We start from the raw sequence: 24,096 nt of genomic DNA, 5'->3' as shown, positions 1-24,096 counted from the left end.
CTGGTTGTCGGCACGGTGACGCATTGTATCGGAAAGCCGAGCTTGACGCTCGGCCTTGCCGATATCAGGCGGCAACCACCTGCACCGGCACGCCATTGAGCGCTGCATTGCCTGAAACCGTATCCACTTGGCGTTCGTCGGTCAGGTCATTGGCACTGGCGCCAGGCTGGCTGCAGGCAATGTCCATACGCACGCCTGCACGGGCATGACCAAAGCCATGAGGCAGGCTGACCACCCCGGGCATCAGATCGCTGCAGGCCTGTACCTCGACCTCAATGCTGCCGACCCGCGAACTGACCCTGACCCGCTGCCCATCCTGCAACTGCCGCCCTGCCAGGTCATCCGGGTGCATCAGCAGTTGATGACGCGGTTTACCCTTCACCAGACGGTGATAGTTGTGCATCCAGGAATTGTTACTGCGTACATGTCGGCGACCGATCAACAGCAACTGCCCAGGCTCGGCCGGCTGCTGAGCGGCAAATCGCTGCAAATCGCCAAGAATCTGCGCAGGTGCCGCCTGGATACGCTGGTTGGCAGTTTTCAGACGGCCAGCAAGGTTCGGTTGCAGCGGCCCCAGATCAATACCGTGAGGGTACTCAGCCAAGGTCTCTATCGATAGGTTGAAGGACGATCTCTCGCCATAAGGTCCAAGGCGCAAGCCACTGTCGATCATCTGCGCCGGAGGCGCAGTGGGCTTCAGAGGTTTGTCGCTGAGTGCGGCGTAGGCCTTGGCCAGGCCCACTAAGATCTCCCAGTCATGCAGCGCGCCTTCCGGTTTGGGCAGTATCGCCCGGTTGAAGCGGCTGATATTGCGCACCGCCAACAGGTTGAAGGTGGTGTCGTAGTGATCGTTCTCCAGCGCCGAGGTGGACGGCAGGATCAGGTCGGCGTAACGCGTGGTTTCGTTGATGTAGAGGTCGATGCTGAGCATGAACTCAAGTCCGCCCAGCGCACGCTCCAGCTGCCGGCCGTTGGGCGTGGACAACACCGGGTTGCCAGCCACAGTCACCAGGGCGCGTACCTGCCCCTCCCCTTCGCACAGCATCTCTTCGGCCAGCGCCACCACCGGCAGCTCACCGCCGTACTCCGGCAAGCCGGAGACCCGGCTCTGCCACGCGTTGAAATGGCCACCTGCGGTGCTCGCGACCAGATCCACCGCCGGCTGCGTGCACAAGGCACCGCCAACCCGGTCAAGGTTGCCGCTGACCAGGTTGATCAGTTGCACCAGCCAGTGGCAAAGCGTGCCGAAAGCCTGGGTCGATACCCCCATCCGGCCGTAGCACACCGCTTTGTCGGCAGCTGCAAAGTCACGCGCCAGTTGCCGGATGACCAGCGCATCGACGCCGCACAGGGGGGCCATCGACTCGGCAGTGAACGGCGCTATGGCCATACGCACTTCGTCCAGGCCATCGACCGGCAATGCCGAAGCACGCTCCAGGCCTTCGGCAAACAAGGTGTTGAGCATGGCGCACAGCAGCGCGGCATCTGCTCCAGGCCGGATAAATACATGCTGGTCAGCCATGGCTGCGGTTTCACTGCGCCGCGGATCGACGACGACCAGTTTGCCGCCCCGGGCCTGAATCGCCTTGAGGCGCTTTTCGACATCCGGCACGGTCATGATGCTGCCGTTGGACGCCAAGGGGTTGCCGCCGAGGATCAGCATGAAATCGGTATGGTCGATATCCGGAATCGGCAGCAACAGGCCATGGCCATACATCAGGTAGCTGGTCAGGTGGTGCGGTAACTGGTCGACCGAGGTGGCGGAAAATCGATTACGGGTCTTGAGTAGCCCGAGGAAGTAGTTGCTGTGGGTCATCAGCCCATAGTTGTGCACGCTGGGGTTGCCTTGGTAGACCGCCACGGCGTTCTGCCCATGGGCCTGCTGGACGGCCCAGAGCTTTTGCGCGGCCAGCGCGAAGGCTTCGTCCCAGCCAATCGCCTGCCAGCTGTCGCCTATCCGCTTGTGCGGTGCGCGCAGCCGGTCAGGGTCGTTCTGGATGTCTTGCAGGGCCACGGCTTTGGGGCAGATATGGCCGCGGCTGAAGCTGTCCTGGGGATCACCCTTGATCGAACTGATGCGTGGCTCTGCACCGGGCTCCTGAGTGGTTTCAATGGTCAAGCCACAGATGGCTTCACACAGGTGACAGGCACGGTGATGCAAGGTCTTGTTCATGGCCACCTCTTCCGGGTGTCTGGTAATCCGCCTGACTATGGGCCTGAGCGTGCATGGCGACCAGCGAGTTTCGCCATGTGAATCTACCGGCATCAGGCGCAGCGATTCGCGCGGGTGTTTGCCAAGGCCTCAGCGGGCAGTGTAAAACCCTTGTGTAGCAAACAAAAAAAACGGCCCGCCAATGGGTTACGACACTGCCAGCAATACACACAGTGCACGCCCCACTTGGTATGACGCGACATTTAATTATAGTATTGCGTCTTCCCTTATTTCGTCGCCCCGTGCGGCTTTCGCCGCAGGTCACTTCCGTTGTTTCTGAAAACCGGCATTGTTGATCTGCGGTCTGTTGCAAAAAGGTAGTCAAACATGAGCGCTAGGCACTTTCTCTCCCTGATGGATTTCACACCCGACGAACTGCTCAGTGTGATCCGTCGAGGCATCGAGCTGAAGGACCTGCGTAACCGCGGCGTACTGTTCGAACCCCTGAAAAACCGCGTGCTGGGGATGATCTTCGAGAAGTCCTCGACCCGTACCCGGCTGTCGTTCGAAGCCGGCATGATCCAGCTCGGCGGCCAGGCCATCTTCCTGTCCCCGCGCGACACCCAACTGGGCCGTGGCGAGCCGATCGGCGACTGCGCCATCGTCATGTCGCGCATGCTCGATGCGGTGATGATCCGTACCTTTGCCCACAGCACCCTGACCGAGTTCGCCGCCAATTCCCGCGTGCCGGTAATCAATGGCCTGTCGGACGACCTGCACCCGTGCCAATTGCTGGCCGACATGCAGACTTTCCTCGAGCATCGCGGCGCAATCCAGGGCAAGACCGTGGCCTGGATCGGCGACGGCAACAACATGTGCAACAGCTATATAGAAGCGGCGATCCAGTTCGACTTCCAACTGCGCATCGCTTGCCCGGCCGAATACGAGCCCAACCCGGAGTTTCTGGCCAAGGCCGGTGACCGCGTGCAGATCTTCCGTGAACCCAAGGATGCCGTGCAGGGTGCGCACCTGGTGAGCACCGATGTCTGGACTTCCATGGGTCAGGAAGAGGAAACTGCACGGCGTCTGGCCTTGTTCGCGCCTTACCAGGTAACCCGCGAACTGCTCGACCTGGCAGCACCCGATGCCCTGTTCATGCACTGCTTGCCCGCCCACCGTGGCGAGGAAATCAGCCTTGACCTGCTCGACGACCCACGCTCGGTCGCCTGGGATCAGGCTGAAAACCGTCTGCATGCACAGAAGGCGCTTCTCGAATTTCTTGTTGAACCGGCCTATCACCACGCATGAGTCAACCTTTACTGCTTAACCTGCGCAACCTCGCCTGCGGCTATGGCGAGCAGCGCATCGTCCAGAACCTCAACCTGCACCTCAACGCTGGCGACATCGGTTGCCTGCTGGGCTCGTCGGGGTGTGGCAAGACCACCACCTTGCGCGCCATCGCCGGCTTCGAGCCGGTGCATGAGGGTGAGATCCAGCTAGCGGGCGAGGTCATCTCCAAGGCCGGCTTCACCCTGGCACCGGAGAAACGCAGGATCGGCATGGTGTTCCAGGACTATGCGCTGTTCCCGCACCTGACGGTCGCCGAGAACATCGCATTCGGCATCGGCAAGCACCCGCAGCAGCAACAGGTCGTGGCCGAAATGCTCGAACTGGTCAAGCTTGGCGGGCTTGGCAAACGCTACCCGCACGAGCTTTCCGGCGGCCAGCAACAGCGCGTGGCCCTGGCCCGCGCACTGGCCCCCGAGCCGCAACTGCTGTTGCTCGACGAGCCTTTCTCCAACCTCGACGTGGAGCTGCGCCGGCGCCTCAGCCATGAGGTCCGCGACATTCTCAAGAGCCGTGGCACCAGTGCCATTCTGGTCACACACGACCAGGAGGAGGCCTTTGCCGTCAGTGATCACGTCGGCGTGTTCAAGGAAGGTCGCCTGGAGCAGTGGGATACCCCCTACAACCTCTATCACGAACCCCTCACGCCCTTCGTCGCCAGCTTCATTGGCCAGGGCTACTTCATTCGTGGCCAGCTAACCAGCCCGGAGTCGGTGCAAACCGAACTGGGCGAGCTGCATGGCAACCGCGCCTATACCTTCACCCCTGGCTGCGCGGTCGATGTGCTGTTGCGTCCAGACGACATCATTCACGCCCCGCACAGCGCTCTCAAGGCACTGATCACCGGCAAGAGCTTCCTCGGCGCCTCGACCCTCTATCGCCTGCAACTGCCGACCGGCAGCCAGCTTGAAGCGATTTTCCCTAGCCATATCGACCATCAGGTCGGGGCCGAGGTAGGCATTGAAGTGGCCGCAGATCACCTGGTGCTGTTTGCCGTACCGGGCAGTGTGGCGGCGCAGCTGCCGGTGCCGGAGAACGGTGTTCGGCGCTATAGCTCGGCGCTCTGATACCAGCCATCGCGGGGCAAGCCCGCTCCCACGGTGATGGCACTTGTGGGAGCGGGCTTGCCCCGCGATGCTTTTTACAGACTCAACGTACCGCTAGCTACCCGCCGGGCATAACCACCAATTTTCACCCGCTCACCCTCCAGCCGACAGAACAGCTCTCCGCCGCGACTGGAACACTGAAAGGCGTGCAGTTCAGCCTTACCCAAGCGCTCAGCCCAATAGGGAATCAGACAGCAGTGGGTCGAACCAGTCACCGGATCTTCGGGAATACCGATCCCCGGAGCAAAGTACCGCGACACAAAGTCATACTTCTCGCCCCGCGCCGTGACGATCACGCCCAATCCAGGCAATTGCGCCAGCGCCGCCATGTCCGGTGTGCAGTCGCGTACCGCTTGTTCAGACTCAAGTACCACCAGCAATTCCTTGGTCTGCAGCACCTCCAGCACCGGACAGCCTAAAGCCTCGGCAACCGGTAATGGCCGACTTACCGGTTGCGGATCGATACGTGGAAAGTCCAGCAGTAATCGCCCATGTTCACGGCTCACGCTCAAGGGTCCGGACTGACTCTGGAACAGCAGGCGCTCGCTCGGCACCTGGTAGACCTCCAGCAGCACATGGGCACTGGCCAGGGTCGCGTGACCACACAAGGGGACTTCAGTGGTGGGGGTAAACCAGCGAATCTGCCACTGCGCGCCATCCGCCACCACAAAGGCGGTTTCGGCAAGGTTGTGTTCAGCGGCGATCTGCTGCATCAGCTCATCGCTGAGCCAATGGTCGAGGCGGTAGACCATGGCCGGATTGCCGGCAAAGGGACGCTCACTGAAGGCGTCGACCTGATGAAATTCCAGCTGCATGCGACGACTCTCTCTGTTCTGGGACAGTGAGCATGCCCGTAACCCGGCAGTGGCTAACAGAGACAGAGTCGTCGGATTTTCAGCATACAGTTGTCAGTCGCGGGCGATGGCGGCGAACGTTGCCTGCGTGTGTTCAGCCAGCACCGCCGCCGCCAGCTCCACTTCCAGCCCGCGCCGCCCGGCACTGACAAAAATCGTTTCAAAAGATTGAGCGGACTGATCAATAAAGGTGCGCAGGCGTTTCTTCTGGCCCAGCGGACTGATCCCGCCCAACAGGTAGCCTGTGGAACGCTGGGCCGCTGCCGGATCGGCCATCTCGCATTTCTTCACCCTGGCCGCGTGGGCAAGGCCCTTCAGATCGAGACTACCGATCACCGGGACCACCGCTACCAGCAATTCACCCTTTTCACTGCTAGCCAGCAAGGTCTTGAACACCCGCACCGGCTCAAGATTGAGCTTCTCCGCGGCTTCGAGCCCGTAGGACGCCGCTTTGGGATCATGTTCATAACTGTGAATGTGATGTTCGGCGCGAAGCTTTTTCAGCAGATCCAGGGCGGGGGTCATGCGGGACTCCAAACAGAAAGTGAATAGCATTTCGCCGGTTACTTTAGGACAAAACGACCTCCTCGAACCACTAAGCCTCACCCTCAACCAGCCAATCAGGCGCCGGAACGATTCAGCATCAGCACGTTGCCAATAGTCAGTTTGTGAACACCAGTTCACTTTCGACCTTTGACATAAGCGTTTCTTGTCTATATTTTTTCGATTCTGAATATAGCAATGCACCGAACAGGTGCGTTTTTTGCCGCCTGCCTGACCGAAATGGGGATTTCTGTCGGGCTTTTGTCGAGCGCTCACTGCGCCTCACAACAACAAAAACCGAGGTAACGAATGACGACAGCTCTGCGACAACCCACCTTATCCAGCCAATGCATGGCCGAATTCCTCGGCACCGCCCTGCTGATCTTTTTCGGTACCGGCTGCGTGGCTGCGCTCAAAGTCGCGGGTGCCAGCTTCGGCCTGTGGGAAATCAGCATCATCTGGGGCGTCGGCGTAAGCATGGCGATCTACCTGACCGCCGGGGTCTCCGGCGCTCACCTCAACCCTGCAGTGAGCATCGCCTTGTGGCTGTTCGCCGGGTTCGAGAAGCACAAATTACCGTTCTACATCGTCGCCCAGATCGCCGGGGCCTTCTGCGGCGCCGCGCTGGTCTATACGCTGTACAGCAACCTGTTCTTCGATTACGAACAAACCCATGCCATGGTTCGTGGCAGCCAGGCCAGCCTTGAGCTGGCTTCAGTGTTCTCCACCTACCCACACCCGGCGCTGTCCACCGGCCAGGCATTTCTGGTCGAGGTGATCATCACTGCCGTACTGATGGCGGTGATCATGGCCCTGACCGACGACAACAATGGTCTGCCCCGCGGGGCCATGGCACCGTTACTGATCGGTCTGTTGATTGCCGTGATCGGCAGCGCCATGGGGCCGCTGACCGGCTTTGCAATGAACCCGGCCCGTGATCTGGGGCCCAAGCTGATGACATTCCTCGCCGGATGGGGCGAAGTCGCCTTTACTGGCGGTCGTGACATTCCCTATTTCCTGATTCCGATTTTTGCGCCGATCATAGGGGCGAGCCTTGGTGCCGCCCTGTACCGCGGTGTGATCGCCCGCAACCTGCCGGTTGCCGAGAGCGAGAGCCCCCAGACCGACGCCAACCCTCAGGGCAAGACCCAGGCATCCTGATGCCGAACGGGCGAGCCAGGCTCGCCCTGCCCTGATAACTACCCAATTAAGTGCAAGGCCAACGACATGACAGACACCCAGAACAAGAACTACATCATTGCCCTTGACCAAGGCACGACCAGTTCACGGGCTATCATTTTCGACCGCGATGCCAACGTGGTAGGCACCTCGCAACGTGAATTCGCACAACATTACCCGCAAGCGGGCTGGGTCGAACACGACCCCATGGAAATCTTCGCCACCCAGAGCGCGACCATGGTCGAAGCCCTGGCCCAGGCCGGCCTGAGCCATGACCAGGTGGCCGCCATCGGCATCACCAACCAGCGTGAAACCACCGTGGTCTGGGACAAGGAAACCGGCCGCCCGGTGTACAACGCCATCGTCTGGCAATGCCGCCGCAGCACCGAGATCTGCGAACAGCTCAAGCGTGATGGCCTGCAGGAGTACATCCGCGAAACCACCGGCCTGGTCACCGACCCGTACTTTTCCGGCACCAAACTCAAGTGGATCCTCGACAACGTCGAGGGCGCCCGTGAGCGCGCCGAGCGCGGCGATCTGCTGTTCGGTACCGTCGACAGCTGGCTGATCTGGAAATTCTCCGGCGGCAAGGTGCATGTAACCGACTACACCAACGCCTCGCGGACCATGCTCTTCAACATCCACACCCTGGAGTGGGATGCGAAGATGCTTGAGGTGCTGAACATTCCTCGGCAGATGCTGCCCGAGGTGCGCAGCTCCTCTGAAGTCTACGGCCGCACCAAGAGCGGTATCGCCATCGCCGGTATCGCTGGCGACCAGCAGGCGGCGTTGTTCGGTCAGATGTGCGTGGAACCGGGCCAGGCCAAGAACACCTACGGCACCGGTTGCTTCCTGCTGATGAACACCGGCGACAAGGCGGTGAAGTCCTCCCACGGCCTGCTCACCACCATCGCCTGCGGCCCTCGTGGCGAAGTGGCTTATGCCCTGGAAGGTGCCGTGTTCAACGGTGGCTCCACCGTACAATGGCTGCGTGACGAACTGAAAATCGTCAATGACGCCCATGACACCGAGTACTTCGCCAGCAAGGTCAAGGACAGCAACGGCGTTTACCTGGTGCCGGCCTTCACCGGTCTCGGCGCACCGTACTGGGACCCTTACGCCCGTGGTGCGCTGTTCGGCCTGACCCGCGGGGTCAAAGTCGATCACATCATCCGCGCCGCGCTGGAATCGATCGCCTACCAGACCCGTGATGTCCTCGATGCCATGCAGCAGGACTGCGGCCAGCGTCTGAGCGAGCTGCGCGTGGACGGTGGTGCGGTAGCCAACAATTTCCTCATGCAATTCCAGGCCGACATTCTCGGCACCTGTGTCGAGCGCCCGCAAATGCGCGAAACCACCGCCCTCGGCGCCGCCTACCTGGCGGGCCTGGCTTGCGGTTTCTGGAGCAGCCTGGATGAACTGCGCGGCAAAGCGATCATCGAGCGTGAGTTCAGCCCGCAGCTGGATGAAGCGGCCAAAGAAAAGCTGTATGCCGGCTGGTTGAAGGCAGTGGATCGCACGCGGGACTGGGAACCGCACGAGGAATAAGACTTTCGCGGGGCAAGCCCGCTCCCACAGGGAATCATCAACACCCGGTGGGAGCGGGCTTGCCCCACGATCGCTTTGGTCGACTGGCCGCCAGCCATTTCCTCCGGCATCATGGCGCAATTTGCCTGGCAGCCCAAAAGGACCGCCCATGAATCTGCCCCCTCGCCAACAACAAATCCTCGAACTGGTCCGCGAACGCGGCTATGTCAGTATCGAAGAAATGGCGCAGTTGTTCGTCGTCACCCCGCAAACCATCCGCCGTGATATCAACCAGCTTGCCGAAGTCAATCTGCTGCGCCGCTACCACGGTGGTGCCGCCTATGATTCCAGCATCGAGAACACCGCCTACGCCATGCGCGCCGATCAGATGCGCGACGAGAAGCAGCGGATCGCCGAAGCCATCGCCGCACAGATTCCTGACCACGCCTCGTTGTTCATCAACATCGGCACCACCACCGAATCCATCGCCCGCGCCCTGCTCAATCACAACCACCTGAAGATCATCACCAACAACCTGCACGTGGCCTCGATCCTCAGCGCCAAGGATGATTTCGAAGTGCTGCTGGCCGGTGGCAACGTACGCCGAGACGGTGGTGTGGTGGGCCAGGCCAGTGTCGACTTCATCAACCAGTTCAAGGTCGATTTCGCCCTGGTCGGTATCAGCGGCATCGACGAAGACGGCAGCCTGCTGGATTTCGACTATCAGGAAGTACGGGTTTCCCAGGCGATCATTGCCAATGCCCGTCAGGTGATCCTCGCCGCCGACTCCAGCAAGTTCGGACGCAACGCCATGGTGCGCCTGGGCTCGATCAGCCTGATCGATTGCCTGGTCACCGACCAGGCGCCGGTGCCCGCCCTCACTCAGCTGCTCAATCAGTACAAGATTCGCCTGGAAGTGGTCTGAGTCTGTAACGGCTGCCACCGCAACGGTGGCAGCGAAAATGTTCGTTATTTTTCATTTAATTGTCATCCGATCAGTATTTTCTATGGAAAGCGACTGGCAGGCAGCATTCTGTTGCGCTAGTATTTTCGAAAATGAACATAAATGTTCAAATTCGATGTTAGAAAGTCTTTGAGGAAGCCTCCCGTGCCGCAATCCAGCTTGTCATCGCCCGCCCTTGCCGATATCTATGACCTCGCCGTTATCGGCGGTGGCATCAACGGTGTGGGTATCGCCGCCGATGCGGCCGGTCGCGGCCTGTCTGTGTTCCTCTGCGAAAAAGACGACCTCGCCAGCCACACCTCGTCGGCTAGCAGCAAGCTGATTCACGGCGGCCTGCGCTACCTGGAACACTACGAATTCCGCCTGGTGCGCGAAGCCCTGGCCGAGCGTGAAGTCCTGCTGGCCAAAGCCCCGCACATCGTCAAACCGATGCGTTTCGTCCTCCCGCACCGCCCACACCTGCGTCCGGCCTGGATGATCCGTGCCGGCCTGTTCCTTTACGATCACCTGGGCAAGCGCAAGCAACTCGGTGCCTCACGCGGCCTGCGTTTCGGTCCGGGCAACCCGCTCAAACCGGCGATTACCCGCGGTTTCGAATACGCCGATTGCGCCGTGGACGACGCCCGCCTGGTGGTACTCAACGCCATGGCCGCCCGTGAGCACGGGGCAGACATTCGTACCCGTACGCGTTGTGTCAGCGCACAGCGTGTCGATGGCGTATGGAATGTACTGCTGGAACATGCTGACGGCAGCCAGCAGTCGATCAAGGCCCGCGCCCTGATCAATGCCGCCGGCCCTTGGGTAGCCAAATTCATCCAGGATGACCTCAAGCTCGACGCGCCATACGGCATTCGCCTGATCCAGGGCAGCCACCTGATCGTGCCGAAACTGTACGACGGCGAGCATGCCTATATCCTGCAGAACGAAGACCAGCGGATCGTGTTCGCCATTCCGTACCTGGAGCGCTTCACCCTGATCGGCACCACTGACCGCGAATACACCGGCGACCCGGCCAAAGTCGCAATCACTGAAGGCGAAACCGACTACCTGCTCAAAGTGGTCAACGAGCACTTCAATCATCAGCTCAGCCGCGCCGATATCCTGCACACCTACGCCGGTGTGCGCCCGCTGTGCAATGACGAATCCGACAACCCGTCGGCGGTGACCCGCGACTACACCCTGGCACTCTCCTCCAGCACCGGCGAAGCGCCGTTGCTGTCGGTGTTCGGCGGCAAGCTGACCACCTACCGCAAGCTGGCCGAATCGGCCATGGCCCAGCTCGCGCCGTTCTTCACCCAGATGCGCGGCAGCTGGACGGCCAGCGCACCACTGCCGGGTGGCGAAGACATGACCACTCCGCAAGCCTTGACCGACGCCATCCTCGCCCGTTGTGGCTGGCTGCCGGCAGAAATCGCCAAGCGCTGGGCCCTCACTTATGGCAGCCGCGTCTGGCGCCTGCTCGAAGGCGTACAAGGCCCGGCAGACCTGGGCGACGCCATTGGCGGCGGCTTGTTCACCCGTGAGGTGGACTATCTGTGCAACGAAGAGTGGGCTGTCAGCGCCGATGACATTCTCTGGCGCCGCAGCAAGCTGGGCTTGTTCACTACAGCTGCGGAGCAACAGGCACTGCGGGAATACCTCCAGCGCCTGGAATTGAATCGAGCGCGCGTGCAGGCGGCCTGAAGTCCGCGTGACAGGGCCGGGCCGCTGCGGCGGCCCGGCTTATCCCTACTGGATCGGCCAGCGCACATAGGCTTCCCGGGTCAACTCCAGAAACAGCTCCCGCTCAGCTACGTTGAGTTCATGCATCAAGGCCCTGCTTTGCTCCAGGTAGGCCTGCTCGCTGATTTCCCCAGCCTCGACTTGCACCCAGTAATCCGCTAAAGGCACCTGGTATGCATCAACCAGCGCCGTAAAACGATTGAGGTAAGTGCCGCGCAGGTGTTCCTGCCAAAAATCACGACCGGCCAAGGCCTCTGCCAGGCTATCGTTGGTCTCGGCCAGCAACACGGCCACCCTCGCGTTATTCAGATCTGCAGCCGTCACGCCACTGTAAGCCTCGTAATGCATGCTGCTCGGCTGCCCTGGCAATCCAAGCGTACGAGCCAGTCTGAGCCGATAGGTGAGGTAGACCTCAATGTCGTCGACTTCACCACCACCGCTCAGCCATCCGCTGGCACGCAGCTCCCGAATCCGTTGGGCGGCAATCGAGTCGACCTGATCAAGGCGGAACAGCGAGCGCCCCACCTGCATCAATGGCACTTCACTCTGCGCCAGGGACAAGCCTGCGGTCTGTTGATGGATAATCACCCGGACCTGCATCTGACTGACGATCAACAGCAATCGGTCTTCGCAGGTACGCCTGCCACCAGCCAGGAGGAACAGCTGTTCACGCACCTCACTGTTCTCGTAACAAGCATCCATGACCTGCCACATGCGCATCCTGTAGTAGAGCGGGTGCCGCTGAAAATCAGAGGATTGCGCAAAGTCGCGAAGAAAACGGAAGAAACCCTCCGACCCTGGCTCCTCTTTCAGGGCAAGCCACCGGGCATCTCGCTGGACGCGCAGCGCGCCGGTAGAGCCGACCAACCAACGCTCCCGCTCGGCTTCCTGCACCAGTTGATGACGGAACGAGAGGTTATGACTAACGCCAGAGTTCGATGCGCTGGATGAAGTCGACGCCTCGCCGAGAAACTGCTCACTGGCTGTATCCAGCGGATTGTCGTGCAAAGACACACGCTCTACCCGCAACCGCAAACCATGGAGTTCCTGATTCAACTGACGCAGCTGGTTGTCGCGCATGTCGGTAAGCCCTCGCCAGGGCAACTGCTGGACCCTTGCCGGAAACTCGCTCAGACCGGTGGCGCGCAGGCTCAAATCCCGCAGGTGCACCAGCGCACTTACATCGGGTGCCACACCCAGTGGATTGTGCCCAAGGTCAAGCTGCTGCAGGTTGGTCAATGCCCGCAGACGCAGATTTGCTGCGTTACTCATGACGATCTGGTTGTTGCTCAGACGCAACCACCTCAATGCACTGAGTTGCTCGATGCCTGCTGGAAGGGTCGAAAGCTGGTTGTCACGTAGATCAAGTGAAACCAGCCTTGGAAAACGCGGCAGGAAGTCGGCATCAAGCGCCGAAAGATTCATATTGCGCAGCTTAAGACGGGTCACATGCCCGAAGTCCACATCCTCCGGGAGCGAGGGTAGCCGACCGACACGTTCGCCTTCGATTTCCAGTGAGTAACCGCCATCCTCAAGCGTCTCCCCCTTGCGCCGCCAGCAACGACGCAATTTATCGGATACCCGCTGGCGCCTGAGTAAATCCAGAGCACTACCGTGCTCTTCGCGCCACTGCCGAAGCACTACGCGCAAACGCGCCAGCTGACTGTGCAACTGATGAGTGTGCTCCCAAAGAGCGACCTCGCGTTGCTCCAGCGCCAACAGATAATGGTGCAACTGGTAATCGTCCAGCGTCGGGAACACCTGGCGGATGGCACGCCTGATCGCCACACGGCTGCCTGTACCACGACCGCTGAGCGGATAGCCAAGACGTCCGTCGCCAAAACGCAGCGGCGGTCGCACACCTCCTCCGATCGGCGCCTGGCCGATCAGTCGCGAGACCAGTTCGCGATCGCTACTGGCCTGCTTCACCAGTGCATCGCTCAAGCTTTTTTTGCCAAGCAGCGGGCCGCCGAGCGCCACCTTCTGCCCTTCGTCCAAGCTCAGCAACAGGGCTTCTGCCAGGCCGTCTGTCTCCGCGGCCATAGGCAGCAGCCGTCCTGATGCGTCATGGATGCCGTAGCCCTTGTCGCCCCTGACAACGCACATGACCTGTTCAGCCTTTTCCGAACCTATTTGCGCCTGCAATGCGCCAGCGGGATGGTCAACACGTACTTCGATCCTCACCGAGTCGGGCCAGGGTGCCAGGTGGTCGATAAGCCCCAACGCCAGCTTTTCCGTGTCGGCAGTGGCTGCCTGGGGTTGACGCAAACCAGCACAGGCGCGGTCAAGACGACTGTCGCGTATGTACCAGCGCGCTCTTTCGGCCAGGGCCAACGGAACCCGTCTGGTACTGAGCATCTGCTCGACCTGATGACTATCGATCTGCTCGACGATTTCCGTTGCGCCGCGTATCGACAGGCCCGCAAAGTCACGCCGTAGCACGGCGACTGAGGCCTGCTCCAGCATCTGCCGGGATGCCACCAGCGTTTCAAATGCCTCACCCCGCACCTCAGGAAATTGCTGATGCAACCGGTAACGCTCCATAGCGTCCTGCAACCGCGCCGGCGCAGGTGCATTCTCCAGATGCAGACGGCGCAACCGTGACTCGTCGAAGCCGGTGCTTTCCAGCACGGTCTGGGCCTCATCGTCCGTCATATCAGCCAGGCTTGAGCCCAGCCGTTGCAACAGATGGGTGGCACCAGCCCATTCCTGTGGCAGTTCCAGCACATGGCGCCAGCCACCCGCACCGTTATGCTCAAGCAAGGGACCCGACACATCGCTGTGCTGTGGATGGCGAATTCGTAGTGTCCCGCTGAGCTCACTGCCCTGTACCTGGTACGTCCCTTCATGCAGGCGTAAATGCTGTTGACCTTTGCGCTGCGTGTGCTGGCCGACTTTCAATCCGACATTCTTGACCCGATAGGTCGCCATCTCGCCCGTACTGAGTTTCAAGTGACCGGCATCGGTGTAAAGCGGCGAAAGGCCGTCGACGAAGGCCACCCGCTCCAGCAGTTTGCCCACGGCAGAGGCGCCCGCCGCTACCGTAGCGCCGAGCACCACATTTTCAGCAACACCGAACATATGCGCCAATGCCGCCTGGCGATCCCCCAGCTGCCAATCCTGATAGCCCTCATAGACTTCATTGGCGACCTGCAGGACCGCGACTCCGAGCATCACCTCTCCCACCCCCGGGACCAGCAACCCCGCCAGATTCAATAAAGTCAGACCAAGGTTTTCGTACCCCTCCAGCCTTTTGCGTCGCGACTCGGCGTCTTCATCCCCGGTTGGCACGGCCATTACTCGAGCGTCGTCGAGGATTTTTTCTATTCGCAATCGACGCAGATAGGCAAACAAGGGGCCTTCGATGGCGAAATCACGCCCATCGAGCTCAAGCGGCAATTTGCCGTCGCTGGAAGCAAGCAACCCGTTCAACGTGGTGGAAAAGGCAACGCGATCCCGCTCGCTGATGAAGCGGGTGAAAAAAGCCGCATAGTCCGGGGCGCGAAGACGTAAGCCCAACACTTGGTAGAAGGCCCGCCATGATGCATGCTCCTGCAGCGGTTGCTGCGGATCGTCCGGGATCCACACGATGAGGCCTTGCAGAGCTGCATCACTGGTCGGTTCGCGAACCTCCACCACCACAACGCCGTTGATGCGCACGCCCAATACAAACAACTGGCGATACACCAATACTGCGGAATCGGCCGGAACGACAGGTTTGGGAGCGATGACCGGCAGCATCTGCAGGTAGCTGCGGGGGCCGATATGTCCTTTTAGCGCAGCCAGTCGCACCGTGACTTCCAACTGCGCCCGTTGCGCTTCTTCCAACATGTCCTCGATGCGTCGCCGAGCCTGACCGGGCACGCTACCGGGCAAGTCCGCCGGCACCAGATGCTCACGCAAGACTGCCTGGTATTTGCCGCCTACATCCAGTTGCCGGCACAGCCGGGCAAAATCTTCGAACGCAATGGGTAAAGGCGTTCCTGAAGCGTCGAGCAGCGTCACTTGAGTGAACGCCCGGGGCCGGGTTTCCTCATCCGTATAATTGTGCAATGCCGCAGCCAACAGCCGCCGCGACGATATACGGGTGTATTTTGGCGCAGGTGCACTGATGACAACCGGAGGCAGGAACACCTCTTGTGTCACCCGCACTCGGCTGGTGCGCACATTGGTGCTCAACCGATGGCTACTGCGCAGGGCCGCGTCCAGCAATGGCGCGGCAAAGTCGTCCAGCGCCGGAATAGAGCCAAGCAGCTGGTGCAGTTGTTGCTCACTGACTTGCTGCTTGCCCAAGGCACGATGAAGGGCATGCAACTGATCGCTCGTGGCGCTGCTCAGCCAGGCAGGCAGGCGCTTGGCGATCAGGGCATCAATGGAATCTGCAGGGATCAGATTTGAGGTCATGGCGCGTGCTCATTATTGAGAAAGCACCAGAACACCACGCCGAGTCCCTCCCGAAGTGGTAATTACGTCAATCCCTGAAGACACCTGTCGAACAGCCGGATTTCCGAACGCAAAGCATCCACTCATTCGGATATCCGTACGCACCTACCGCAACTGCAAGCGTCAAAAAAGTTTAATCCCCAGTCTTTTCACGGCGTTATGATCAAAGTCAGGGCTTGGCACGACTCATGCTCTACACTCAGTACCCGAATGCGCAACGCTTCATTGCAGTGTTCGCTGAACGAAAGAGCCCGCCAACGGCTCCATAAAAAAAACAACGTCGAGGAAATTTTGATGCGTATCGTTCCCCACCTGTTGGGCGCAGCCATCACGGCCGCTTTGATCAGCATGCCAGTCACCGCCGCAGAGCTGACCGGCACTCTGAAGAAAATCAACGACTCGGGCACCATTACTCTGGGGCACCGCGACGCTTCTATCCCGTTCTCCTACATCGCCGACGCTTCGGGTAAACCCGTCGGTTATTCCCATGACATCCAGCTGGCCATCGTCGAGTCCCTGAAAAAGGACCTGAACAAGCCAGACCTGAACGTCAAATACAACCTGGTCACCTCCCAGACCCGTATTCCGCTGGTACAGAACGGCACCGTTGACGTCGAATGCGGTTCGACCACCAACAACGTCGAGCGCCAGCAGCAAGTGGCCTTCTCGGTCGGTATCTTTGAAGTCGGCACCCGTCTGCTGACCAAAGCACAAGACGGCAAGCCTGAAAACGCCAAGTACAAGGACTTCCCTGACCTGGCAGGCAAGAACGTGGTAACCACCGCCGGTACCACCTCCGAGCGCATCCTCAAGTCGATGAACGCCGACAAGCAGATGAAGATGAACGTCATCTCGGCCAAGGACCACGGCGAATCCTTCCAGATGCTCGAGTCCGGTCGCGCCGTGGCCTTCATGATGGACGACGCGCTGCTCGCCGGTGAAATGGCCAAGGCCAAGGATCCGAAAGGCTGGGCAATCGTCGGCACGCCGCAGTCCTATGAAATCTACGGCTGCATGGTCCGTAAAGATGACCCAGCGTTCAAGGCTGCAGTCGACAAGGCCATCGTCGACCTCTACAAGTCGGGCCAGATCAACAAGATCTACGACAAGTGGTTCAATCAGCCAGTCCCGCCTAAGGGCCTGAACCTGAACTTCCCGATGAGCGACGAGCTCAAGGCGCTGATCGCCAATCCTACCGACAAAGCTGCAGACGAAAAGAAGTCCTGATCCCCAGCTAGTTAGTGTCTAACCTTTCATCCGAGGGTGCCTTGCGCCCTCGGATGCTCGAAGGTGCCCGTGAAACAACTGATCTGAGGGGAGATCCCGATGAATTACAACTGGGACTGGGGCGTATTCTTCAAGTCCACTGGCGTGGGCAGCGAAACCTATCTGGACTGGTACATCACCGGTCTGGGCTGGACCATCGCCATTGCCGTCGCCGCCTGGATCATCGCGTTGCTGCTGGGCTCCGTGCTCGGCGTCATGCGTACTGTCCCGAACCGCGTGGTATCGGGTATCGCCACGTGCTACGTGGAACTGTTTCGTAACGTACCGCTGCTGGTGCAGCTGTTCATCTGGTACTTCCTGGTGCCCGACCTGCTGCCTGAGGGCCTGCAGGAATGGTTCAAACAGGACCTGAATCCAACCACCTCGGCACTGATCAGTGTGGTCATCTGCCTGGGTCTGTTCACCGCTGCGCGTGTCTGCGAACAAGTGCGCACCGGCATCCAGGCGCTGCCGCGCGGCCAGGAAGCCGCCGCTCGCGCCATGGGCTTCAGCCTGCCGCAGATCTACTGGAACGTGCTGCTGCCGCAAGCCTACCGGATCATCATTCCGCCCCTGACCTCAGAGTTTTTGAACGTGTTCAAGAACTCCTCGGTGGCCTCGCTGATCGGCCTGATGGAACTACTGGCGCAAACCAAGCAGACCGCCGAATTTTCGGCCAACCTGTTTGAAGCCTTCACCCTGGCAACGCTGATCTACTTCACCCTGAACATGGGCCTGATGCTGTTGATGCGCATGGTCGAGAAGAAAGTCGCAGTACCCGGCCTGATTTCCGTGGGGGGCAAATAATGGACTTCAGTGGAATCATTCCCGCCCTGCCGGGCCTGTGGAACGGCATGGTCATGACCTTGCAACTGATGGTCATGGGGGTTGTCGGCGGTATCGTGCTGGGCACCATCCTGGCCTTGATGCGGCTGTCGTCGAACAAGTTGCTGGCAAACATCGCCGGTATTTACGTCAACTACTTCCGCTCCATCCCGCTGCTGCTGGTAATCACCTGGTTCTACCTGGCGGTACCCTTCGTGCTGCGCTGGATCACTGGCGAAGATACTCCGATCGGGGCCTTCACCTCCTGCGTCGTGGCCTTCATGATGTTCGAGGCGGCCTACTTCTGCGAAATCGTCCGGGCTGGCGTGCAGTCGATCTCCAAGGGCCAGATGGGTGCTGCCCAGGCGCTGGGCATGACCTACGGTCAGACCATGCGCCTGATCATTCTGCCCCAGGCGTTTCGCAAGATGACCCCGCTGCTGCTGCAGCAGAGCATCATCCTGTTCCAGGACACCTCGCTGGTGTACACCGTCGGCCTGGTCGACTTCCTCAACTCGGCACGTGCCAGTGGCGACATCATCGGACGCTCCAACGAGTTCCTGGTGTTCGCTGGTGCTGTGTACTTCGTCGTCAGCTTCTCCGCTTCGTGGCTGGTCAAGCGTCTGCAGAAAAGGATAACCGTATGATTTCCATCAAGAACGTCAACAAGTGGTACGGCGACTTCCAGGTTCTGACCGACTGCAACACCGAGGTCAAGAAAGGCGAAGTGGTTGTCGTCTGCGGCCCGTCCGGGTCGGGCAAGTCGACCCTGATCAAATGCGTCAACGCCCTGGAGCCTTTCCAGAAAGGTGACATCGTCGTTGATGGCACTTCGATCGCCGATCCGAAAACCAACCTGCCCAAGCTGCGTTCGCGGGTCGGCATGGTGTTCCAGCACTTCGAGCTGTTCCCGCACCTGACCATCACCGAGAACCTGACCATTGCCCAGCGCAAGGTACTCGGTCGCAGCGAAGCCGAAGCCACCAAGAAGGGCCTGGCCCTGCTCGACCGCGTAGGCCTCAGCGCTCACGCCAAGAAGCACCCGGGGCAGCTCTCCGGCGGCCAGCAGCAGCGTGTGGCCATCGCCCGCGCCCTGTCGATGGACCCGATCGTCATGCTGTTCGACGAACCGACCTCGGCACTCGACCCGGAGATGGTCAACGAAGTACTGGATGTAATGGTCGAACTGGCTCACGAAGGCATGACCATGATGTGCGTAACCCACGAGATGGGTTTTGCCCGCAAGGTCGCCAACCGGGTCATTTTCATGGACCAGGGCAAGATCATCGAGGACTGCCAGAAGGAAGCCTTCTTCGGCGACCCGAGCGCGCGCCATGAGCGCACCCAGCACTTCCTCAGCAAAATCCTGCAACACTGAGGTGATGATCAGCACCCTCTGTCCTGCATACGCCGGGCAGAGGATGCTGGTCGTACCAAGGCCACTGTGATGAAATGCGATCCCACGCTCTTTCGCCCAGCCAAGCCTGCCCTTGCCGTGAAACCCCGTTTGATCCGCCAACTGCTGATGCCACCCTTGATCATCCTGCTGATGATCGGCCTGGGTGTGGCCGGCTTCATGATCAGCGAGCACAACGGCATCCGCACCTTGAGCGAATCCGGCGAGCGCCAGCTTGAGCTGCACGCGCGTGGCGTCGAGAGCGAAATCAGCAAGTACACCTACCTGCCCAGCCTGCTGGAACTGGAAAACAGTGTCTCCAGCCTGCTGACCGAACCCGATGGCGAACATCGCCAGACGGTCAACGAGTACCTTGAAGGCCTGAACCGGCGCAGCCGCAGCCGGGCGATCTTTGTCCTCGATACCACTGGCCGGGTCCAGGCCACCAGCAACTGGCGCGATGTCGACAGTTTCCTCGGTGAAGACCTGTCGTTCCGTGCCTATTTCCAGCACGCCGTACGCGGCCAGCCGGGTCGCTTCTATGGTATCGGCAGCACCACCGGCGAGCCGGGCTACTATCTGGCCCATGGCCTGGAAGAACACGGCAAGATCATTGGCGTGGCGGTGATCAAGGTGCGCCTGGAAAACATGGAAGAACGCTGGCAACGGGCACGCCTGGAAGCCTTCGTCAGCGACGAGAATGGCATCATCATCCTCTCCAGCGATCCGGCGCGGCGGCTCAAGTCGGTGCGCCCGCTGACCCCGGAAATCAAGGAACGCCTGGCCCGCAGCCTGCAGTACTACTGGTGGCCGCTCAACGAGCTGCAGCCCTTGTCGCGGGAAAAACTCGCAGACGGCGTCGAAAAACTCAGTTTCCCGGCCAATGCCGAACTGGGCGACGGTCGCCGCGAAGTCGCCTACCTGGCCCAGACCCGGCGCCTGAGTGATACGCCTTGGCATTTCACCCTGCTCACTCCCCTGCAGGACCTGCGTCGCGAATCAATCATCCAGGGCGTGCTGGTCGCCGTAGCCTTCGCCCTGCTGACCATTGTGCTGATCGCCTGGAACGAGCGGCGCAAGGTCATCGCCACGCGCCTGGCCGCCCGTGAGGCACTTGAAGAAGCCAACAGTCAGCTGGAGCGCAAGATCACCGAGCGCACCGCCGATTTGCGTGCCAGCAATGATCGCCTCAAGGGTCAGATCCGTGAGCGCCGGCAAGCCGAGCAGACCCTGCGCCACGCCCAGGACGAACTGGTTCAGGCCGGAAAACTTGCGGCCATCGGCCAGATGTCCACCAGCATCGCCCATGAACTGAACCAACCGCTGGCGGCGTTGCGTACGCTGTCGGGTAACACCGTGCGCTTTCTCGAGCGCGGTGCCCTGGAAACCGCCAGCACCAACCTGCGCACCATGAACGACCTGATCGACCGCATGGGCCGGATCACCGCGAGCTTGCGCTCCTTTGCCCGACGCGGTGACGACAGCGGCCAGGCCTCGCTGGCCAAAGCGGTGGATGCCAGCCTGCAAGTACTGAGCAACCGGATCGCCGGCTGCCACCTGAAACTCAACAACCAGTTCGACGACCAGCAACTGGCGATCGATCAGACCCGCCTGGAACAGATCCTGGTCAACCTGATCGGTAACGCCCTCGACGCCATGGCCGCGCAACCGTTGCCCGAGCTGTGGCTCGAAGGCGAGCGGCAAGGCGACAAGTATCGCCTGCGGGTGCGCGACAATGGCCATGGCATCGATGATGAAGCCCGCAAGCACCTGTTCGAACCGTTCTTCACCACCAAGCCGGGAGAGCATGGCCTGGGCCTGGGCCTGACCCTGTCCGCCAGCCTCGCCGCCGCTGCCAAGGGCAGCCTGAGTGTCGAACACCCTGCCAGTGGCGGCACGGCGTTCGTCCTCGCCCTGCCCCTGGTCAATGCCCCTACAGAATCCGAGTCCCTATGAACCAAGCGCCCCTTACCGTCCTGATCGTCGAAGACGACCCGCATGTGCTGCTCGGCTGCCAGCAGGCCCTGGCGCTGGAAGACATCGCCTGTGAAGGTGTTGGCAGCGCCGAAGAAGCCTTGCAACGCATCGGAGATGATTTCGCCGGGATCGTGGTCAGCGACATTCGCCTGCCCGGCATCGATGGCCTGGAGCTGCTGAGCCGGCTCAAAGCCCGCGACAGCAGCCTGCCAGTGGTGCTGATCACCGGCCACGGCGATATCGACATGGCCGTCGGCGCCATGCGCAACGGCGCCTACGACTTCATGGAAAAACCCTTCGCCCCGGAACGCCTGGTCGAAGTGGTGCGCCGCGCCCTGGAACAACGCGGGCTGTCGCGAGAGGTGTTCGCCTTGCGCCGGCAACTGGCCGAGCAAAGCACCCTGGAAGGCCGGATCATCGGGCGTTCGCCAGCGATGCAGAACCTGCGTGAATTGATCGCCAACGTCGCCGACACCTCGGCCAACGTCCTGATCGAAGGCGAGACCGGCACCGGCAAAGAGCTGGTCGCCCGCTGCCTGCACGATTTCAGCCGCCGCCAGAGCCAGCCGTTTGTCGCCTTGAACTGCGGCGGGCTGCCTGAGAACCTGTTCGAAAGCGAAATCTTCGGCCACGAAGCCAACGCCTTTACCGGCGCGGGCAAGCGCCGCATCGGCAAGATCGAGCACGCCAATGGCGGCACGCTGTTCCTCGACGAAGTCGAGAGCATGCCGATCAACCTGCAGATCAAACTGCTACGCGTGTTGCAGGAACGCACCCTCGAGCGCCTCGGCTCGAACCAGAGCATTGCCGTGGACTGCCGGGTGATCGCCGCGACCAAGTCCGACCTCGACGCCCTCGGCCAGAGCGGGCAGTTCCGTAGCGACCTGTACTACCGCCTCAACGTGGTCACCCTGGAACTGCCGCCGCTGCGCGAGCGCCGTGAAGACATCCTGCAACTGTTCGAACACTTCCTGCAGCTGTCGTCCTTGCGCTTCGACCGCGAAGTCCCGCAACTGGACAGTCAGACCCTGTCACGCCTGATGGCTCACGACTGGCCGGGCAACGTGCGTGAACTGCGCAACGTTGCCGAACGCTACGCCCTGGGCCTGCCGGCCTTCAAGAAGGCTGGCGCCAGCGCCAATCAGGGCCTGGGTTTTGCCGAAGCGGTCGAGGCCTTCGAGCGTAACTTGCTCAGCGATGCCCTGCAACGCACGGGCGGCAACCTCAGCCAGGCCAGCCAGGAGCTGGGCATGGCCAAGACCACCCTGTTCGACAAAGTTAAGAAATATGGCTTGGGTTGACCGGCCAATAACACGAGAAAGCCCGTGGACCTGATACTCAAAGCCTGCCTCGGTGCAGCCGTCGTGGTGATCCTTGCCGCGCTGGCGAAAACCCGCAACTACTACATCGCCGGACTCGTCCCGCTGTTCCCGACATTCGCCCTGATTGCCCACTACATCGTCGGCAAGGGCCGCTCATTGGAAGACTTGAAGACCACCATCCTGTTCGGCATGTGGTCGATCATCCCCTACTTTGTCTACCTGGCGGCCTTGTATGTACTGGTCGATCGCATGCGCCTGGAGCTGTCACTGGCGCTGGCGGCAGTGGCGTGGCTGGTGGCCGCGACTGTGTTGGTCAGTGTGTGGGTGAAGTTGCATTGAACCCGATCGCGGGGCAAGCCCGCTCCCACCGGTGGGAGCGGGCTTGCCCCGCGATCAATACACCGCCAGATGAGTGTCTGCCAGCTGCTGGGTTTTCAGATAAGGCAGCACCGCCGCCAGCAAAGGCACCTTGAACTGCTCCTGAAAACGATGGGCCAGGCCCGGAATCAATTTCAACTGACTGCCCTGGATATGCGCCGCCAAGTGCACGCCATGCATCACCGGCAATAGCGGATCGGCAGTGCCATGCACCACCAGCGTTGGCAGGCGCAGGCTGTTGAGCAGCTCGACCCGGCTCGGCTCGGCGAGAATGGCCATGATCTGGCGCTCGACTCCTTCTGGGTTGAAGGCCCGGTCATAGGATTGCGCGGCCTGCTGCAACAGCGCCTGGCGATCGTCCTCGACCTGCGGACTGCCCAGCGCTGCCAGCAGGTCAGCCTGCTGCTCCAGCGCCGCTTCGCGGTTCGGTGCTTCACGCCGTGCCAGCAACTGCACCAACGCCGGGCTAGGTGTCGGCAAGCCCTGGGCGCCGGAACTGGACATGATCAAGGTCAGGCTCTCGACCCGTTCCGGGGCCACTGCCGCCATATGCTGGGCAATCATGCCGCCCATGCTCACCCCGAGGACATGGAAGCGTTCGACGTGCAGGGCATCCATCAGCCCCAGGCCATCTTCAGCCATGTCGTTGAGGCTATAGGGTGCGGCCACCGACAGGCCGAGCTTGTAACGCAGCACCTGGTAGGTCAGGTTGGCGCTGGCCGGTGCCTGGCGCCAACGGCTCAGGCCGACGTCGCGGTTGTCGTAGCGGATCACCCGAAAACCTTGTTGGCACAAGGCAACCACCACTTCATCGGGCCAGTGGATCAACTGGCCACCGAGCCCCATGACCAATAACAAAGCAGGATCTGAGTCACGCCCGATGCTCTGGTAAGCCAGATTCAGTTGCGCAACCTCAACGTGTTCGGTGGGCACGTTGACGTCGCAGCGCGACGCCGCAAAAGTAGGTAAAGCGCTGATCAGCGCCAGAAAAAACAAAAACGCCCGCATGAAAGAAACACCAGAATGAAAATCCCCAGTAGAACGGGAGTCTGATGACTTTCATGCGAGCGCGCTGCCACAAAACCGTGACCGTTT

18 protein-coding genes are annotated in these 24,096 nt (G+C 60.8%); 13 read left to right on the top strand and 5 right to left on the bottom strand.

Annotated features, from left to right (window positions below; genetic code table 11):
• Positions 1-64: 64 nt before the first annotated feature.
• Positions 65-2,173, bottom strand: a complete 2,109-nt coding sequence (locus PSAKL28_RS05805) for a molybdopterin oxidoreductase family protein (RefSeq protein ID WP_038607766.1) — start codon at positions 2,171-2,173, stop codon at positions 65-67.
• 366 nt (positions 2,174-2,539) lie between these two features.
• On the opposite strand from PSAKL28_RS05805, the gene argF reads away from it, so the two are divergent.
• Together argF and PSAKL28_RS05795 are read left to right on the top strand one after the other, a co-directional pair.
• Entirely contained in the window at positions 2,540-3,460 is a 921-nt protein-coding gene (argF, locus tag PSAKL28_RS05800) for an ornithine carbamoyltransferase (RefSeq protein WP_038607764.1), read from the top strand.
• Positions 3,457-4,566 carry an ABC transporter ATP-binding protein gene (locus tag PSAKL28_RS05795; RefSeq protein WP_038607761.1) on the top strand — a complete coding sequence of 370 codons (1,110 nt, stop codon included), beginning with the start codon at positions 3,457-3,459 and terminating at the stop codon, positions 4,564-4,566. The genes argF and PSAKL28_RS05795 overlap by 4 nt, the downstream gene beginning before the upstream one ends.
• 74 nt (positions 4,567-4,640) lie before the next feature.
• Here PSAKL28_RS05795 and PSAKL28_RS05790 read toward each other — a convergent pair whose 3' ends face one another.
• Together PSAKL28_RS05790 and ybaK are read right to left on the bottom strand one after the other, a co-directional pair.
• Positions 4,641-5,420 carry a PhzF family phenazine biosynthesis protein gene (locus tag PSAKL28_RS05790; protein WP_038607758.1) on the bottom strand — a complete coding sequence of 260 codons (780 nt, stop codon included), beginning with the start codon at positions 5,418-5,420 and terminating at the stop codon, positions 4,641-4,643.
• A gap of 93 nt (positions 5,421-5,513) precedes the next feature.
• The gene (gene ybaK / locus PSAKL28_RS05785) at positions 5,514-5,984 is read right to left on the bottom strand and encodes a Cys-tRNA(Pro) deacylase (RefSeq protein ID WP_038607755.1); all 471 of its coding nucleotides are present in this window, start codon (positions 5,982-5,984) and stop codon (positions 5,514-5,516) included.
• A gap of 327 nt (positions 5,985-6,311) precedes the next feature.
• On the opposite strand from ybaK, the gene PSAKL28_RS05780 reads away from it, so the two are divergent.
• The 4 genes from PSAKL28_RS05780 to glpD all read left to right on the top strand — a co-directional run bounded on the left by PSAKL28_RS05780 (position 6,312) and on the right by glpD (position 11,355).
• Complete coding sequence (locus PSAKL28_RS05780) at positions 6,312-7,163, top strand: MIP/aquaporin family protein (RefSeq protein ID WP_038607752.1); 852 nt, start codon at positions 6,312-6,314, stop codon at positions 7,161-7,163.
• A 66-nt stretch (positions 7,164-7,229) separates the two neighbouring features.
• Complete coding sequence (gene glpK / locus PSAKL28_RS05775; RefSeq protein WP_038607749.1) at positions 7,230-8,729, top strand: glycerol kinase GlpK; 1,500 nt, start codon at positions 7,230-7,232, stop codon at positions 8,727-8,729.
• A gap of 148 nt (positions 8,730-8,877) precedes the next feature.
• Positions 8,878-9,633 carry a DeoR/GlpR family transcriptional regulator gene (locus PSAKL28_RS05770; RefSeq protein ID WP_010221027.1) on the top strand — a complete coding sequence of 252 codons (756 nt, stop codon included), beginning with the start codon at positions 8,878-8,880 and terminating at the stop codon, positions 9,631-9,633.
• Between the two features lie 141 nt (positions 9,634-9,774).
• The gene (gene glpD / locus PSAKL28_RS05765; RefSeq protein WP_371261981.1) at positions 9,775-11,355 is read left to right on the top strand and encodes a glycerol-3-phosphate dehydrogenase; all 1,581 of its coding nucleotides are present in this window, start codon (positions 9,775-9,777) and stop codon (positions 11,353-11,355) included.
• 45 nt (positions 11,356-11,400) lie between these two features.
• Here the strand turns inward: glpD and PSAKL28_RS05760 are convergent, their stop codons facing one another.
• Positions 11,401-15,798, bottom strand: coding sequence for an NEL-type E3 ubiquitin ligase domain-containing protein (locus PSAKL28_RS05760; RefSeq protein ID WP_038607743.1), 4,398 nt, complete (start codon positions 15,796-15,798; stop codon positions 11,401-11,403).
• A gap of 333 nt (positions 15,799-16,131) precedes the next feature.
• On the opposite strand from PSAKL28_RS05760, the gene PSAKL28_RS05755 reads away from it, so the two are divergent.
• The 7 genes from PSAKL28_RS05755 to PSAKL28_RS05725 all read left to right on the top strand — a co-directional run bounded on the left by PSAKL28_RS05755 (position 16,132) and on the right by PSAKL28_RS05725 (position 22,962).
• Positions 16,132-17,064 (top strand): glutamate/aspartate ABC transporter substrate-binding protein, encoded by a 933-nt coding sequence (locus PSAKL28_RS05755; RefSeq protein WP_038607740.1) that lies wholly within the window; start codon positions 16,132-16,134, stop codon positions 17,062-17,064.
• A 99-nt stretch (positions 17,065-17,163) separates the two neighbouring features.
• On the top strand, positions 17,164-17,910 hold the full coding sequence (locus PSAKL28_RS05750; RefSeq protein ID WP_038607737.1) for an amino acid ABC transporter permease: 747 nt from the start codon (positions 17,164-17,166) through the stop codon (positions 17,908-17,910).
• Positions 17,907-18,575, top strand: a complete 669-nt coding sequence (locus tag PSAKL28_RS05745; protein ID WP_167335139.1) for an amino acid ABC transporter permease — start codon at positions 17,907-17,909, stop codon at positions 18,573-18,575. The genes PSAKL28_RS05750 and PSAKL28_RS05745 overlap by 4 nt, the downstream gene beginning before the upstream one ends.
• Positions 18,572-19,306 carry an amino acid ABC transporter ATP-binding protein gene (locus PSAKL28_RS05740; protein ID WP_038607733.1) on the top strand — a complete coding sequence of 245 codons (735 nt, stop codon included), beginning with the start codon at positions 18,572-18,574 and terminating at the stop codon, positions 19,304-19,306. Before PSAKL28_RS05745 ends, PSAKL28_RS05740 begins: the two co-directional genes overlap by 4 nt.
• 69 nt (positions 19,307-19,375) lie before the next feature.
• Entirely contained in the window at positions 19,376-21,280 is a 1,905-nt protein-coding gene (gene aauS, locus PSAKL28_RS05735; protein ID WP_038607731.1) for a two-component sensor histidine kinase AauS, read from the top strand.
• Positions 21,277-22,602, top strand: a complete 1,326-nt coding sequence (gene aauR, locus PSAKL28_RS05730) for a two-component response regulator AauR (RefSeq protein WP_038607729.1) — start codon at positions 21,277-21,279, stop codon at positions 22,600-22,602. The genes aauS and aauR overlap by 4 nt, the downstream gene beginning before the upstream one ends.
• Before the next feature lie 33 nt (positions 22,603-22,635).
• Positions 22,636-22,962 carry a GlpM family protein gene (locus tag PSAKL28_RS05725; protein ID WP_167335138.1) on the top strand — a complete coding sequence of 109 codons (327 nt, stop codon included), beginning with the start codon at positions 22,636-22,638 and terminating at the stop codon, positions 22,960-22,962.
• Between the two features lie 54 nt (positions 22,963-23,016).
• On the opposite strand, the gene PSAKL28_RS05720 is transcribed toward PSAKL28_RS05725, so the two are convergent.
• Complete coding sequence (locus PSAKL28_RS05720) at positions 23,017-24,009, bottom strand: alpha/beta fold hydrolase (protein WP_038607725.1); 993 nt, start codon at positions 24,007-24,009, stop codon at positions 23,017-23,019.
• Positions 24,010-24,096: the final 87 nt, after the last annotated feature.

Source organism: Pseudomonas alkylphenolica (assembly GCF_000746525.1).
Lineage (GTDB): Bacteria > Pseudomonadota > Gammaproteobacteria > Pseudomonadales > Pseudomonadaceae > Aquipseudomonas > Aquipseudomonas alkylphenolica.
Note: the sequence above shows the minus strand (reverse complement) of the source record. Positions and strands in the feature narration are given on the sequence as shown.

What these genes read in the sequence shown, in the direction of transcription:
- argF (WP_038607764.1), top strand. Translation starts at nt 2,540, where the DNA reads ATGAGCGCTAGGCACTTTCTCTCCCTGATGGATTTCACACCCGACGAA.
- PSAKL28_RS05805 (WP_038607766.1), bottom strand. Translation starts at nt 2,173, where the DNA reads ATGAACAAGACCTTGCATCACCGTGCCTGTCACCTGTGTGAAGCCATC.
- PSAKL28_RS05770 (WP_010221027.1), top strand. Translation starts at nt 8,878, where the DNA reads ATGAATCTGCCCCCTCGCCAACAACAAATCCTCGAACTGGTCCGCGAA.
- aauR (WP_038607729.1), top strand. Translation starts at nt 21,277, where the DNA reads ATGAACCAAGCGCCCCTTACCGTCCTGATCGTCGAAGACGACCCGCAT.
- glpK (WP_038607749.1), top strand. Translation starts at nt 7,230, where the DNA reads ATGACAGACACCCAGAACAAGAACTACATCATTGCCCTTGACCAAGGC.
- PSAKL28_RS05760 (WP_038607743.1), bottom strand. Translation starts at nt 15,798, where the DNA reads ATGACCTCAAATCTGATCCCTGCAGATTCCATTGATGCCCTGATCGCC.
- glpD (WP_371261981.1), top strand. Translation starts at nt 9,775, where the DNA reads ATGTTCAAATTCGATGTTAGAAAGTCTTTGAGGAAGCCTCCCGTGCCG.
- PSAKL28_RS05780 (WP_038607752.1), top strand. Translation starts at nt 6,312, where the DNA reads ATGACGACAGCTCTGCGACAACCCACCTTATCCAGCCAATGCATGGCC.
- PSAKL28_RS05720 (WP_038607725.1), bottom strand. Translation starts at nt 24,009, where the DNA reads ATGCGGGCGTTTTTGTTTTTTCTGGCGCTGATCAGCGCTTTACCTACT.
- PSAKL28_RS05795 (WP_038607761.1), top strand. Translation starts at nt 3,457, where the DNA reads ATGAGTCAACCTTTACTGCTTAACCTGCGCAACCTCGCCTGCGGCTAT.
- PSAKL28_RS05740 (WP_038607733.1), top strand. Translation starts at nt 18,572, where the DNA reads ATGATTTCCATCAAGAACGTCAACAAGTGGTACGGCGACTTCCAGGTT.
- PSAKL28_RS05790 (WP_038607758.1), bottom strand. Translation starts at nt 5,420, where the DNA reads ATGCAGCTGGAATTTCATCAGGTCGACGCCTTCAGTGAGCGTCCCTTT.
- ybaK (WP_038607755.1), bottom strand. Translation starts at nt 5,984, where the DNA reads ATGACCCCCGCCCTGGATCTGCTGAAAAAGCTTCGCGCCGAACATCAC.
- PSAKL28_RS05755 (WP_038607740.1), top strand. Translation starts at nt 16,132, where the DNA reads ATGCGTATCGTTCCCCACCTGTTGGGCGCAGCCATCACGGCCGCTTTG.
- aauS (WP_038607731.1), top strand. Translation starts at nt 19,376, where the DNA reads ATGAAATGCGATCCCACGCTCTTTCGCCCAGCCAAGCCTGCCCTTGCC.
- PSAKL28_RS05750 (WP_038607737.1), top strand. Translation starts at nt 17,164, where the DNA reads ATGAATTACAACTGGGACTGGGGCGTATTCTTCAAGTCCACTGGCGTG.